Origin of the sequence: Thiothrix sp. UBA5583 (assembly GCA_002425225.1) — a bacterium.
Lineage (GTDB): Bacteria > Pseudomonadota > Gammaproteobacteria > Thiotrichales > Thiotrichaceae > Thiothrix > Thiothrix moscowensis.
The window spans coordinates 1-12,725 of sequence record DILV01000010.1 but is presented as its reverse complement, the minus strand read 5'-3'; the positions used below and the strand labels follow the sequence as shown (position 1 = coordinate 12,725).

The window sequence follows — 12,725 nt, the reverse complement described above, 5'->3', positions numbered from 1 at the left end:
ACCACGGGAAATCCCAAAGAGCCTCAAGTATCTTAAATAAATATTTTACTTCATCGTTGCTTGAGTAAACTGTCTCGATAAAAGTCTCATTGAGTAAATCAGTATTGTAATTTAAAGATTTAACTTCATCTGGTATATCGTTGCTAGTTTTTTTATTGCGCTTAAAATAAAGCATTTCAGTCATATATCAAAAGAATCGCATAAAGGGTTTGTCAATGGTACGATATGATTTGTCAATAACATCTGGCTCTGTGTATTCTAAATTCCAGAAAATATCAAGCCATGTATTATCAATACTATCCGAAAAACGTTTTTTTAAGCTGTTTTCTTCATTATTTTTCAGGTTATCATCGATTTTTTCCAGATGTTTTTCAAAAAATGCCTTGAAGTTTTCAAAGGGGGTGAGTTGTACGCCTCTGGCATTCATTTTTAAGTATAAGTCATCGCTTAACTTAAAATCACCCATGTTAATAAAATCGAATGTGATTTTGTCTAGTTTGTCCTTTGTTATAGTTCGTTGGTGAATTGCATCCAGCATAATCAACATTGCAGCAATGGTTGGGTCATTTTCCCAAGAGGTGAAGAACCACGCACTGTTTTTAATAGCTTCGCTTAATGCAGTTACATTTTTCTTGCTCTTTTTGTCTTCCTCTGTTGGCAATAATGAGGAGATTGTTAATTTATCAATGTTGTCAACCAAAGCCTGCGTAAAGTCAGTGGAGCTGGTGCGTGTTTCATAACGGAATTTCTTTAAATTATTTTTATCAGTACTGTCTTTTTTATCTGCTTTTGCCGCAATATACCAATGCAGTAAAAACAAGGTGGTCAGGCGTTGTTGACCATCTAATGGGATGAAAATTTTACGTTCGTCACGTTCTTCAATATAACCATAAACAAAGTCAAACTTTATTGGTTTTTTATCATCAAAATTTATCTTGTCTAATAGCTTGTCACGAATTTTTTCAGCATTTTCATCTTTTCTGCCTTGTGCATAATCACGCTGAATCATTGGGATGGCGATTTCATATTTTTCAATTAAATTAGAAAACGAAATGGATTCTAGCTTCATTATATTTGCTCTTCGGTTGTAGTTTTCTCTGGTAAATAATCTTTTAAAGTTTTCTTGATGGTCGTCACATAATCATCAGCATCTTGTTTGCTCCAATAGTGAAACTGCTCTGGTTCATTAGTAAAGGCTTTTAAGAAAGTCATAAAGGTACATGGCAATATAAAAACTGGTTCCCTTTTTTTATTAACTCCGGTTTTATATAGTGTAACTATTTCTTGGCTTTTTTGTTTAAAGTTTTTATTACTAACACTTCCAGATTGATTTGTTGAGCTGTCAAGCAAAGCTAAATTTTCAATGCTGTGTATATCAAAACCCAGCAGCTCCATTGCATTGTTGTCTAATTGTTTATATTGCGTGATTTTTTCCGGGTCTTCAATGGCTTTTGGTTCGGTGTAATTAAGAGACTCCTGCTTGGTTTTTTCAATATAATCATTTTCTAATGCTTTAACTGTTGAGGATAGCATCTTAATCATTGATTCTAATTTCTCACTATCTTGATTGTGATAGTCTTTTTTTTTAATGCGCTCTAAAACATCACACTGCATTTCCAATCTATCTTTCCAATCTTTAACTGTTTTTATATTCTCCGGTGTTTGTGGGTAAATATGTTCTATGTGCCAATTATGCTTCATATATAAGAAAAATGGAAAGCGACCACGCAAAAAATCACCGCCATTATCTGGAGTGTAGTTCTGTAAAATATTAAACAACAGCAAAGAATTTTTTAACCCCTCATTGTTTTCGCCATATCTTAAACTCAGAGGGTCAATTTTTTTGATTTTTTCAATAATATTGGTTTTCAAAGATTCTTTGAATTTATGTTTCGTATTGCGTATATTAATATAATCCTCATGTTTTTCTTGAAGCGAGATGGTTCCTGCGTGAGTTAAAAATCCAATATAGTGATACAGTTCGATGTCGTTATACCAGTCTACAAAAGTTAGATAATAATCGCGTACTTCTTTCCACAGTTTACTAATAGCCTTGTATAAATCATCGCCTTTTTTATCCTTAAGTTCTTTATTATAAAAATGTCTAAAGGCATGATCTTTGTCTTTGCTATCTGTTTTCTTAGAAATAAGATCAAAAATAAACTCGATTTTTGTAGGGCTTTGGCACTTTTCTTTGTTGAGGAAATACCAGAATTCGTCATTTTGCAGGGTGTATTCAATTTTATCCCATTCCATTGCAATCTCAAGTTGTTTGCGTTGAATAGTTTGTTCATAACCTGCAAAGTTTTTTCTTTGCAAAAATAAAGCCTTAATCAATTCAGCATTGCTGAGTGGGATTTTTCCCGTATTAATCCGAGTAAATACTTCCCGCGAGTCTTCTTTTTTAATGTCGTGCCAAATAAACTTGATATTATTCAAAAAAACGTTGCAATCTAATGTTTTATTTTTCATGAACCAATCTTTTATTGCTTTATAAGCATTGAACATAAATAAATAATCAACATTTTTTTCGGCTTCTTCGCTAGATTTTTCATGAATTTCTGTTAGGAATTTGTGGCTATTATGCCCTTCGCCTTCTCTGGTTTTGTATCTGATTTCAAACTTATTGTTTAACTGTTCTTTACATTTATCAGTGAGCTTATTATTGATTTTAAGGTAATGTAGAATTAAATAGATGGTGGTGAGACGTTGTTGTCCGTCAATGACTTCCCACTTACCTTTTTCATCAGTGTTTTCCGGTGCATTAACAACTAATGGTTGTAAACAGTAATAATTTTCGTCGGGTTTTTCCTCCAATTTTTTATCAATGAGATTATCAGTGAATTCTTTGATGTCGTCTAATAGTTGGGTGACTTGCTCGTTTTTCCAGCGATAGCCGCGCTGATAGGATGGGATAAAAAACGTACTGTCATTTTGCAGTAAGGCACTGATGGATTTTAATGCTTCTGTTGATGCGTCTGACATAGCCCCATTTTCCGTCAAGATGAATGTAAAATGAGCACTTTATCATCAATTAACGGATATTTTCAAACATAATTAATTCTTATTTTTAGGCGTGTCAGCGTATTATCCAATAAAAAAAGCCCAAGGTTTTGGGCTTGAGCCTTCGAATAATGGCAAGTCTAACTATTTGTTAATTATATGATTCTGTGATCAACTCCTCCGCCCAACACCCCAACGACAACCCCAACGTCCCGCTTTCATCCTCAAACTGCACCAGATAAAACTCCACATCCGGGTATTCCTCATAATGCCCGGTATTGATCAGCACGCCGCGTGTACCCGCTTTGACCACCAGCGCACCTTCGGCGTAGCCCGGAATGTCGCTGTCACTGAACAAGTCAGCAGCCGCAAACACCATGTCACCGGGTTGAATTTGAGAAATATCTATGATGTCTCCGATACAAAAACAAACTCTGACTCCCCCTCGCCCCTTGAGGGAGAGGGGGCAGGGGGGTGAGGGGATCTTCAGGCATACGCCGGAGCAAACGCCTTTTCCGGCTCTTCCAGCGGTGCGTTGTTGACGTTATCCCAATACGGCGACAGCTTGCGCAGTTGCGCAATAATCGGCGGAACGGCGGCGATGACTTTCTCAATTTCCGGCATATTATTGTAACGCGACAGCGAGAAGCGGATCGTACCGTGCGCAGCCGTATAAGGAATGCCCATCGCCCGCATCACGTGCGAAGGTTCCAGCGAGCCAGAGGTACACGCCGAACCGCTCGAAGCCGCGATGCCCTGCTTGTTGAGCATCAGCAAAATCGCTTCGCCCTCGATGTATTCAAACGCGATATTGAGCGTATTCGGCAGGCAATTGTCCGGGTCGCCGGTCACGAAACAGTTGGGAATAGCAGCCAGCAAACCTTCTTTCAAACGGTCGCGCATGGCACGCACGCAAATGTTTTCGTGCTCCATATGCTCGAACGCCATTTCCGCCGCCTTACCCAGCGCGACGATGGAAGCAGCATTTTCCGTCCCCGCACGCCGCCCACGTTCCTGATGCCCACCACGCAACAGCGGACGGAAACGTGTACCCCGGCGCAAATACAACACACCAATCCCCTTCGGTGCGTGCAATTTATGCCCAGACACCGACAGCATGTCGATCTTGGTGTCTTTCAAACTCATCGGAATCTTGCCGACCGCTTGCACCGCATCGGTGTGGAACATCACACCCGCCGCGTTCGCCATTTCAGCCATTTCCACCACCGGAAAATACGTGCCACTTTCATTATTCGCCCACATCGCCGACACAATCGCTACGTTGTCGGTCAGCAGCTTGGCGTATGCATCCAGATCCAGCCGACCTTTGCCGTCCACCTTGAGGTAATGCACGGTGTAGCCGTCTTTTTCCAGATTTTCGCACAGGGTAAGGATGGCAGGATGCTCAACCACCGTGGTGATGATTTCCTTGCGTTCCGGCTGCGCTTTGAGGGCGGAGAGGATGGCGGTGGAATCGGATTCCGTGCCGCAGGAGGTGAAAACGATCTCGGAATCGTGTTCCGCGCCCAGCAGCTTTTGCACCTGCTTGCGGGCAGCCTTGATTGCCAGCCCGACCTTGTTGCCGAACTGGTGGATGGAGGACGGGTTGCCGAACTGCTCGGTAAAAAACGGCAGCATGGCTTGCACCACTTCTGGCGACACCATCGTAGTCGCATTGTTATCGAGATAAATACCTTCACTCATCACACCACTCCTTAAAACTTGCCCATTTCAGTCGCAGGCAGCACACGGATGAATTCGCCCAAATCTTCCATGACGCGCTGCTGCACGCCGCCCAACGTCGCCGCAGCCATCTGGCAACCGGAACACGCGCCACTGAGGTTGACGAAGGCGATTTTCTTGTCGAAATCGACCTCCACCAGTTCAATGTCGCCACGGTCGGCTTGCAGTTGCGGGCGAATCGCTTCCAGAGTGTGTTCGATGCGGCGCATCCGTTGCAGGTTGGTCAGCGGGGCTTTGGCAGGTTTGACGGGTTCGGGGGGCGGTGCGACGACTTCTTCCTCATCACGTTCCAGCATGATCTTGTTGAGGATTTCTTCGATGCCCTCAAAACACGCGGAACAACCGCCGCCCGCTTTGGTGTAGAAAGTGACTTCTTCCACCGTGCTGAGGTGGTTGGCACGAATGGTTTCTTCGATCAGCACCGCGTCCACGGCGAAGCATTTGCAGATTAACGCGCCTTCTTCGTGGTCGTCTTTCCACTCTTCGCCACGGTAATTAGCAACGGCGGCTTGCAGGGCTTCGCGCCCCATCACCGAGCAGTGCATCTTTTCCGGTGGCAAGCCGTCGAGGTAATCGGCGATGTCCTGATTGGAAATTTTCAGTGCCTGATCAACCGTCATGCCTTTGACCATTTCAGTGAGCGCGGAACTGGAGGCGACCGCCGAGCCGCAACCAAAAGTCTGAAAGCCCGCGTCTTCGATAATATCGGTTTCCGGGTTGACCTTGAGGGTCAGGCGCAGTGCGTCACCGCAACTGAGTGAACCGACATCGCCAGTGGCATTCGCATTGGCAACGGCCCCGGCGTTACGCGGCTTGAAAAAATGGTCTTGTACCTTTTCTGAATAATCCCACATGGCTTGGGTCTCCTGTTGGCGTGGCGTCGTGGATCAGGCAGCGAATGATTTGCCGCAACCGCAGCTATTGGTGGCATTGGGGTTTTCAAACTTGAAACCGCTGCCATCAAGACCGTCGATGAAATCCACGGTCAGCCCTGCCAGTTTCGGCGCACTTTCCGGGTCTACGAACACGGTCAGCGCTGGGAAAGGCACTTCCAAATCACCGTCGGCTTTGGCTTCCACCAGGCTCATGGAGTATTGCAAGCCGGAACAGCCGCCGCCGGAAACGCCAATGCGTAAACCTGCGATGGGTTTTTCTGCGCCTTGAATGAAGCGTCCGAGGGCTTTCTGGGCGTTGTCGGTCAGTGTGATCATGCGTTATCTCCCGTTGTATGCGTACTTGGGGAGAATGTTGCAAGCCCTGTGCCAAGTTGCTTTCTGATTGATTTATTGGGAATTATTTGATTATCGCAGGCTTTGTGTAGGATTTGGCACAGGGGAAATCGGCCGGGCTTGTCGCTAAGCAGACATTCCGCTGCGGACACTGTGGGCAGGAAACATACTGGCAATGTAGCTACTGACCGAGTTTTCCGCCTGCCGGGGGCTGCGACCGCTGTTGGCACTGACAAAATCCGCCAGCGTCATGTCAGCGAGAAAATCGCGGATACGGCGGTTGAGTTCCTGCCAGCCGTGCATGGCTTCCAGCCCCGGCAAGCTATCGGTATCTGGCACGGCTTCATCCATTGCCTCATTCAGTGCATGGGTGGCGTAGAGGATGTCGGCAATGCTGATCTGGTAAGCAGGGCGTGCCAGCCGATAGCCGCCCCCTACCCCGCGCAAGCCCTCCACCAGGCCATGCTTGCGCAGACCGCTGAACAGGTATTCGAGGTAGGAAGTGGAAATGCCGAGTGTTTCCGACAAATCCGTCAGGCTGACCGGATCAGCGTAACGGTCATGGGTTGCCAGCGACAGCATGGCGACGATGGAATGTTCGTCTTTACGGGATAGTCTCATGGGGAGTGTCCTTGTTGTGCCAGTTGGTAAAGGGCGCGTGCCTGTTCTGTACAGCGGCTGCGGATAGTGGGGTCTAGCCGTTGCAGCCAGCGTGGGGGAATGCTGTCTTGCCCGTAACAAGCCCCTGCCACCATGCCGAGGATCGCGCCGGTGGTATCGGCATCGCCGCCCCGGTTGACCACTTCCACCAGTGCGGCTTCAAACGAAGCGGTGGAAAACAGTGCCTGGAACACGGCTTGCAGGGTGTCAACGATGTAGCCGCTGGGGTTGTCGCGGCGGCGTTGGCGGTATTCAAACACGGGGTAAACTTGCACCAGTTGGTACGCAAACAATTCCAGTTCTGCCAGTGGTTTGCCGCGCAGGGCGGCTTGCACCATCTGGATAATACATTCGGTGCCTGCGTCCGATACCGGGTTGTTATGGGTAGTGTGGGCTTGCAGGCGGGAAGCGGTTTGTACGTTTTCCCACGGGCTATTGAGGGTGGCGAGGGCAACGGGCAGGCAGCGCATACACGCGCCGTTGCCTGCGTCGTGTTCGCTAACGGGCATTTCGGTTTGCCCGGTGCGGCGGAATTGCACAATGCCACGGCGCACGGTGTTGCCGATGTCCTTGGGTTTGCCGCGCATCCAGTCGCTGAAGGCTTCGGCGACGCTGACGGGTTCGACTTTGCCTGCGCTGAGGATGGCATCACCGAGGGCAAGGCTCATTTCAGTGTCGTCGGTGATCTCGCCGGGTTTGAGTTTCAGCCAGCCGCCGCCGACCATGTGCTGGTGTGTGCCGTATTCGTGGCGGATTTCTGCCGGGGTCATGAATTCGACCGTTGCACCCAGCGCATCGCCGACCGCGAGACCGAAGTAGGCGGCTATTCCCCGAAACATGCGGCGTAATCCACGCAAACTTCGCAGGAAGGTGAACGGCACACGTAGATGCCTTCACCGATACACATTTGTTTGTAGAGGAATTTTTTCCACTTCATGTCTTTGTCGTTTTGTTCTGCCAGCGTGCGGAAATTATCATACATCAGCGCGGAAAGGTCTTTGCGCGACCACAAACCGAGGTCTTGCCACAGGTGATCATTGCCGGTGCAGCCTGCACAGAGGATTTCGGTCATCCAGCCTGCGGTGGGGGATGGCTGGCTTTGGTGCTGCTGCAATAAGGTGCGCAAGTCGTCAAGTTCCGGCAGGCGGCTGAAATCCAGCGGCTGTACATGGGCGGGCAGTGGCACAGACGGCAGGGTCGGGAAATGGTGTTCCATCATGCTGCGGAAAATGTCCAGCGGCAGGCCGAGGTGCAGCGGCATTGCGCCTTGTCCGCACAGGGCGGAGGCGTACATGGTTGCCAGCAGGTGGTCGTTGGTTTCACCACGGCGGTGCTGCATCAGGTGGTTGTAATGGGTGTGCAAGAGGGTGGTGGTGTTGGGAAGCGTGGTGGTCATGGCTGTTTTCCTACAATGGGCATTTTCGGAAACATCATTCAATAAACGTGCCATGTGGGGAGATGGTGGGTATCGCCTGCGGCTCCACCCACCCTACGGATTAATACTCGACCAGAATATCCTCGTCACGCGGGATGAACTGGCACGCCAACCGCCACTTGCTCGGCAGGTCGTTGACGATCATGTCTTCCATCTCGCTTTTGGTGATTTTGCCGAGTTCCAGCAAGATAGCCTTTTCCTTTTCTTCGAGGTGATAACCCATCGGGGCTTTGTCGCCCAGTTGCGTGACCTTGACCACGCAAGTGCCGCATTCGCCATCGCCACAGGAAAACTGGATGGGAATCTTGTTGGTCTTGGCGATTTTCAACACGGTTTCGGTGAAACTGCCAGCCACCGCATACACGGTTTTGTCCTTGTATTCGGGGTTAGAAAACGTAATTAATGCCATGTTGTTGCTCCTTGAATCAGGCAGGTTTAACTTTGCAGTCGCCGAGGATTTGCGCTTGGCACGCCAGACGGTAATGACGACCTGCCATGTTTTCGCGCAGGACTTTTTCTTCCAGTACGGAAGGTTCGGTCAGGTTGTTCCAGCCTTCGGTGACTTCCATCATGCAAGTGCCGCAATCGCCTTCACGGCAACCGTAGATAACGCCCGCACCAATCTTTTCAGAGATTTCGATAATGCGTGTTCCGGCGGGGACACTGACCGTCTGGTTGATGTCCTCAAAGGTAATTTTTGCCTTTGCCATGTCTATTTCCTTCAATCATTGCTAAAAATTATCAGGTAGTTGGGGAGGTCAGGTGAGGTCACTGAATTCAATAACCCCGCGCTGCACTTCCTTGCCGACCAGAATGTTGGCTATTTCTCTACCAAACCCTGTGCATTCATCCAATTCTTCTTGTGTTGGAATCAGTTTGACGCGGATACCTTCACGCGGAACCCGCATTTTCAGCCCACGCATCCGGTCTTCGACCATGCGCACGGCTTCGCCGCTCCAGCCATACGAGCCGAATGCCGCGCCGATCTTGCCTTTGAGATTCACCACCGCCAGTGACGAGAGCAAATCCCACACCGGCTTGACCGCATCGCCGTTGATGGTGGGGGAACCAAACAGCAGCGCGTCGGCATCCTCAATCAGATCCACGAAAGGCGCGACTTCGCCGCCTTCGAGGTCGTACAGCGACACGCGCACGCCTTCGACAGTATCCGCACCTTGGTAAATCGCTTCTGCCATGCGTGCTGTATTACCGTAGGAACTCATGTAGAAAATGATCAACGACTTATTGGTATCGCCCAATTCGCGGCTCAAGCTGGAGGTAGACAGCTCGCGGTAATGCGCCACGTAACGGCGCGGGCGTTCGCGCAAAATCGGCCCGTGGGTAGGTGCAACCACCTTCAGTTTCAGCGGTTCAATCAGGGCAAGGGCTTCCATCACCCACTGCTTGAACGGGCGCATGATGTGCGCGTAGTAGTAATCGAACGAAAAACGGAAATCCCCCACCCGGTCATTGAACAGGCGTGAATCGCAGTAATGGCAGCCGAATACATCGCCGGAAAACAGCACCTGTTGCTCTTCCAGATAGGTGCATTGCGTGTCCGGCCAGTGCAGGAATGGGGTGTGCAGGAAACGCAAATGGCGGTCGCCGAGGCTCACGCGGTCGTTGGTGGTGACGGTGGTGTATTCAAACGGCTCTTCGCGGTTGGGGCGCAACAAGGCTTTGAGCATGGTGGTTGCGCGGGTGGAAATGTACAGGCGTGCTTGCGGGGCGCGGCGCATCAGTTCTGGCAATGCACCGCTGTGGTCGGGTTCGAGGTGATTCAACACGATCACACGGATTTCGTCGTAACGTGCTACCGATTCGAGGCGGTGGAAAAATTCGTCTTCAAAACCTTCCTTCACCGTGTCGATGATGGCAACACCGCCGCTGCCACGCACCAGATAGGAGTTGTAGGTGGTGCCGTTAGCGGTTTTGAGGATGATGTCGAAGGTGCGCAAGGTCGGGTCGAGTGCGCCGATCCAGTGGACACCGGGGGCGAATTCGACCGCCTCCTTCCATGTCGCAACGTTGAGGGTGTCAGCCATGACGGTTGCCTGCAAGACTCATGCTCAGCAGCGCGGAATGGCGTTTGAGCAAGTAGCCGGGCAGACCGGGGTAGGCGCGTTTCAGCGCCGGGTCGATCTGCGGGATGCGGTGCAGGCTGAACAGTAACTTGAGTAAACGTGATGGCATGGCTGTGTCCTCGTGTGGAATGGTGTACTCCGAACTTACCCCTCACCCCAACCCCTCTCCCTCAAGGGGAGAGGGGCTAAGAGACTATCTTTCTTGTTCCCCCTCGCCCCTTGAGGGAGAGGGGGCTAGGGGGTGAGGGATTCTTTCCTACCTCGCCTGTATCTCCGCCCGCACCTGTTCCCACCGCTCCGGCGGAATCCCGGTCAGCGAACCCGGCGGGTTCAGGGCAATACCCTGACTGTCCACGATGGCTTCCTCGATCGGGCAGATGCTGGCGCATTGCTTGTCGGCGTAGTCGCCGTCGCATTCGGTGCATTTCTTGGCGTCAATCAGGAAATGCGGCAGGGCGGCGTAAATGGCTTGGCTGGGGCAAAGCGGTTCGCACGCCCAGCAGTTCACGCAGCCGTCAACAATTTGTAATGCCATGAGTCAGCTCCTTACGCGGTGGCGCGTTGCTTGGTTTCCGGTTTCTTGTCGAGCAAGCCTTTTTCGCCCATTTCCTTGTAGACGGCGGCAACCGCGTCTTCGATGGCTTCCAGCGCGTGTTCGCCGTTCGGCATGATTCCGGCTTCTTCCAGCATTCCCCACGGCTCGTAGCCGATCTTGGAACACAGCACCACCTCGCAACCTTTCAGCGCGTTGATGGTTTTTTGCAGGACGCTTTCGCCGTCGCCGCAGGTGTCATCGCCGCTGCAATACAGGTCGGTTTTGCGGTGGCTGATGAAGCGCACGTCGTAGGCATTGGCTTCGTAGATCAGGAATTCGCGGGCATGACCGAAGTGCTGGTTGATGATGCCGCCGCCAGAAGTGGCAATCGCCATCAGGACTGGGCGGGATTCCTTTTTCGGAATGCTTAAGCTGGACAGCGAGATGAAGGTTTCATTTTTCTTCTGCTGTTTGGCGGCGAGGGTGGCTTCGATGGCGGCGTGGACTTCGGCGCGTTTGATCATTGCGGCGGCGTAGTCGACTTCTTCGGCTTCGATCTTGTCCATCGTGAATTCGTCACCACGGTCTTCTCCCAGCATCCCGACCGCATCGGCGCGGCATTGGCGGCAGTGGCGCATCATGTTCATGTCGCCTGCGCAGACGTCTTGCAGGGCTTGCAATTCATCGTGGGTGGGGCCGCGTTGCCCCATCACGCCAAAGAAAGTGCCGTGTTCGGCTTCGGCAATCAGTGGCATGACGTTGTGCAGGAATGCGCCTTTGGCTTTGACCGCCTTGCTGACTTCTTCCAGATGCTTGTCGTTGACACCGGGGATCATTACCGAGTTGACCTTGACCAAAATGCCGCGATCGACCAGCATTTGCAGCCCTTTTTGCTGCTGCTTGATGAGGATTTCCGCACCTTTGCGCCCATAGACACGGCGGTTTTTCCAGAAAATCCACGGGTAGATTTGTGCGCCGATGTCGGGGTCAACGCAGTTGATGGTCATGGTTACGTGGTCGATATTGTGTTTGCACAGTTCGTCGACCTGTTCGGGCAGTGCCAGACCGTTGGTGGAGACGCACAGCTTGATGTCCGGTGCTTTTTCGGTCAGTTGGCGGAATGTTTCAAAGGTGCGTTCCGGGTTGGCGAGCGGGTCGCCGGGGCCTGCGATGCCCAGCACGGTCATTTGCGGGATGTTCGCCGCCACCGTCATGACCTTTTTCACCGCCTGATCGGGGGTGAGCAGCTCGGACACCACACCGGGGCGCGATTCGTTGGAACAGTCGTATTTGCGGTTGCAGTAGTGGCACTGGATGTTGCAGGCCGGAGCGACCGCGACGTGCATCCGCGCGTAATGGTGGTGTGCCTCTTCGGAGTAGCACGGGTGGTTATGCACCTTGGCGCGGATGTGTTCCGGCAGGTGGTTCAGTTGGTCGTCGTTGCTGCCGCAACCGCTGGAGGCGCATCCCCCGGCGGCAGGTGCAGTTTGGCTTTGCCCTAAAACAGTCAGTTCCATGCGTGTTCTCCGTGACGAAAAGGGTTTCGTGTGGGTGTTTGCATGGGTAGTTCAATTTGCGTGCCAAGTAACGGTTGTTGGTGATTTTTCTTTTATTTACAGTTGGTTGGGGTTTTGTTGTTGGGTGTGCGACAAAGGGGTTTGAGGGGGAATGTCGGGAATGTGATGTAGGGAATGTTACATGCCGTTCTCCAACAGAAATTGGTGTTGCTAAGTGAGTAATGTAAATCTCAACGGGTGTGACCGGAAGTGATGCANNTTTGCGGTTGCAGTAGTGGCACTGAATATTGCACTTTGGCGCCACCGCTAGATGCAAACGGGCGAAATGCCGGTGTGCTTCTGGGGAATAACAGGGATGAAGCGCTGGCGTCGCCCCGATAGCGGATTGTTGATGCATTGGTTCCATGCAAATTCCCCCAAAATCACGAAATCGGCCGGCCGGAATCGGGCGGCGAGGGATGCATAGCAACTGCCGTGCCTATAAATAACTTATTGTTCTACATTGTTTTATATGAAAGA

16 protein-coding genes are annotated in these 12,725 nt (G+C 50.7%); all 16 read right to left on the bottom strand.

The window, feature by feature from the left end:
- Nucleotides 1-184 (bottom strand): hypothetical protein (locus B2U47_RS03360; protein WP_296677586.1); only part of this gene is annotated, 184 nt, incomplete at its 3' end.
- A 3-nt stretch (nt 185-187) separates the two neighbouring features.
- The gene (locus tag B2U47_RS03355; RefSeq protein ID WP_296677587.1) at nt 188-1,069 is read right to left on the bottom strand and encodes a DUF262 domain-containing protein; all 882 of its coding nucleotides are present in this window, start codon (nt 1,067-1,069) and stop codon (nt 188-190) included.
- A complete protein-coding gene (locus tag B2U47_RS03350; protein ID WP_296677591.1) occupies nt 1,069-2,985 on the bottom strand; it encodes a DUF262 domain-containing protein in 1,917 nt (638 codons plus the stop codon). Before B2U47_RS03350 ends, B2U47_RS03355 begins: the two co-directional genes overlap by 1 nt.
- 169 nt (nt 2,986-3,154) lie before the next feature.
- On the bottom strand, nt 3,155-3,382 hold the full coding sequence (locus B2U47_RS03345) for a nitrogen fixation protein NifZ (protein ID WP_296677593.1): 228 nt from the start codon (nt 3,380-3,382) through the stop codon (nt 3,155-3,157).
- 107 nt (nt 3,383-3,489) lie between these two features.
- A complete protein-coding gene (nifS, locus tag B2U47_RS03340; protein ID WP_296677595.1) occupies nt 3,490-4,707 on the bottom strand; it encodes a cysteine desulfurase NifS in 1,218 nt (405 codons plus the stop codon).
- An 11-nt stretch (nt 4,708-4,718) separates the two neighbouring features.
- The gene (nifU, locus tag B2U47_RS03335; RefSeq protein ID WP_296677598.1) at nt 4,719-5,600 is read right to left on the bottom strand and encodes a Fe-S cluster assembly protein NifU; all 882 of its coding nucleotides are present in this window, start codon (nt 5,598-5,600) and stop codon (nt 4,719-4,721) included.
- Between the two features lie 33 nt (nt 5,601-5,633).
- Nucleotides 5,634-5,957: a HesB/IscA family protein gene (locus B2U47_RS03330; protein ID WP_296677600.1), complete on the bottom strand. Its 324-nt coding sequence runs from the start codon at nt 5,955-5,957 to the stop codon at nt 5,634-5,636.
- A 144-nt stretch (nt 5,958-6,101) separates the two neighbouring features.
- Nucleotides 6,102-6,596 (bottom strand): Rrf2 family transcriptional regulator, encoded by a 495-nt coding sequence (locus B2U47_RS03325; RefSeq protein ID WP_296677603.1) that lies wholly within the window; start codon nt 6,594-6,596, stop codon nt 6,102-6,104.
- The gene (draG, locus tag B2U47_RS03320) at nt 6,593-7,474 is read right to left on the bottom strand and encodes an ADP-ribosyl-[dinitrogen reductase] hydrolase (RefSeq protein WP_296677606.1); all 882 of its coding nucleotides are present in this window, start codon (nt 7,472-7,474) and stop codon (nt 6,593-6,595) included. The genes B2U47_RS03325 and draG overlap by 4 nt, the downstream gene beginning before the upstream one ends.
- On the bottom strand, nt 7,459-8,031 hold the full coding sequence (locus B2U47_RS03315; RefSeq protein ID WP_296677608.1) for a nitrogen fixation protein NifQ: 573 nt from the start codon (nt 8,029-8,031) through the stop codon (nt 7,459-7,461). Before B2U47_RS03315 ends, draG begins: the two co-directional genes overlap by 16 nt.
- A 100-nt stretch (nt 8,032-8,131) precedes the next feature.
- Nucleotides 8,132-8,479 carry a 2Fe-2S iron-sulfur cluster-binding protein gene (locus B2U47_RS03310; protein ID WP_296677611.1) on the bottom strand — a complete coding sequence of 116 codons (348 nt, stop codon included), beginning with the start codon at nt 8,477-8,479 and terminating at the stop codon, nt 8,132-8,134.
- A gap of 16 nt (nt 8,480-8,495) precedes the next feature.
- Entirely contained in the window at nt 8,496-8,780 is a 285-nt protein-coding gene (locus B2U47_RS03305) for a 2Fe-2S iron-sulfur cluster-binding protein (RefSeq protein WP_296677614.1), read from the bottom strand.
- A 48-nt stretch (nt 8,781-8,828) separates the two neighbouring features.
- Nucleotides 8,829-10,115, bottom strand: a complete 1,287-nt coding sequence (locus B2U47_RS03300; RefSeq protein WP_296677616.1) for an FprA family A-type flavoprotein — start codon at nt 10,113-10,115, stop codon at nt 8,829-8,831.
- Nucleotides 10,108-10,263 (bottom strand): hypothetical protein, encoded by a 156-nt coding sequence (locus B2U47_RS03295; protein WP_296677619.1) that lies wholly within the window; start codon nt 10,261-10,263, stop codon nt 10,108-10,110. The genes B2U47_RS03300 and B2U47_RS03295 overlap by 8 nt, the downstream gene beginning before the upstream one ends.
- A gap of 147 nt (nt 10,264-10,410) precedes the next feature.
- Nucleotides 10,411-10,689 (bottom strand): ferredoxin, encoded by a 279-nt coding sequence (locus tag B2U47_RS03290; protein ID WP_296677624.1) that lies wholly within the window; start codon nt 10,687-10,689, stop codon nt 10,411-10,413.
- An 11-nt stretch (nt 10,690-10,700) separates the two neighbouring features.
- The gene (gene nifB, locus B2U47_RS03285; RefSeq protein ID WP_296677627.1) at nt 10,701-12,206 is read right to left on the bottom strand and encodes a nitrogenase cofactor biosynthesis protein NifB; all 1,506 of its coding nucleotides are present in this window, start codon (nt 12,204-12,206) and stop codon (nt 10,701-10,703) included.
- Nucleotides 12,207-12,725 lie beyond the last annotated feature (519 nt).

What these genes read in the sequence shown, in the direction of transcription:
- B2U47_RS03310 (WP_296677611.1), bottom strand. Translation starts at nt 8,479, where the DNA reads ATGGCATTAATTACGTTTTCTAACCCCGAATACAAGGACAAAACCGTG.
- B2U47_RS03315 (WP_296677608.1), bottom strand. Translation starts at nt 8,031, where the DNA reads ATGACCACCACGCTTCCCAACACCACCACCCTCTTGCACACCCATTAC.
- nifS (WP_296677595.1), bottom strand. Translation starts at nt 4,707, where the DNA reads ATGAGTGAAGGTATTTATCTCGATAACAATGCGACTACGATGGTGTCG.
- B2U47_RS03355 (WP_296677587.1), bottom strand. Translation starts at nt 1,069, where the DNA reads ATGAAGCTAGAATCCATTTCGTTTTCTAATTTAATTGAAAAATATGAA.
- B2U47_RS03305 (WP_296677614.1), bottom strand. Translation starts at nt 8,780, where the DNA reads ATGGCAAAGGCAAAAATTACCTTTGAGGACATCAACCAGACGGTCAGT.
- B2U47_RS03325 (WP_296677603.1), bottom strand. Translation starts at nt 6,596, where the DNA reads ATGAGACTATCCCGTAAAGACGAACATTCCATCGTCGCCATGCTGTCG.
- B2U47_RS03295 (WP_296677619.1), bottom strand. Translation starts at nt 10,263, where the DNA reads ATGCCATCACGTTTACTCAAGTTACTGTTCAGCCTGCACCGCATCCCG.
- B2U47_RS03330 (WP_296677600.1), bottom strand. Translation starts at nt 5,957, where the DNA reads ATGATCACACTGACCGACAACGCCCAGAAAGCCCTCGGACGCTTCATT.
- draG (WP_296677606.1), bottom strand. Translation starts at nt 7,474, where the DNA reads ATGTTTCGGGGAATAGCCGCCTACTTCGGTCTCGCGGTCGGCGATGCG.
- B2U47_RS03290 (WP_296677624.1), bottom strand. Translation starts at nt 10,689, where the DNA reads ATGGCATTACAAATTGTTGACGGCTGCGTGAACTGCTGGGCGTGCGAA.
- nifU (WP_296677598.1), bottom strand. Translation starts at nt 5,600, where the DNA reads ATGTGGGATTATTCAGAAAAGGTACAAGACCATTTTTTCAAGCCGCGT.
- B2U47_RS03300 (WP_296677616.1), bottom strand. Translation starts at nt 10,115, where the DNA reads ATGGCTGACACCCTCAACGTTGCGACATGGAAGGAGGCGGTCGAATTC.
- B2U47_RS03345 (WP_296677593.1), bottom strand. Translation starts at nt 3,382, where the DNA reads ATGGTGTTTGCGGCTGCTGACTTGTTCAGTGACAGCGACATTCCGGGC.
- nifB (WP_296677627.1), bottom strand. Translation starts at nt 12,206, where the DNA reads ATGGAACTGACTGTTTTAGGGCAAAGCCAAACTGCACCTGCCGCCGGG.
- B2U47_RS03350 (WP_296677591.1), bottom strand. Translation starts at nt 2,985, where the DNA reads ATGTCAGACGCATCAACAGAAGCATTAAAATCCATCAGTGCCTTACTG.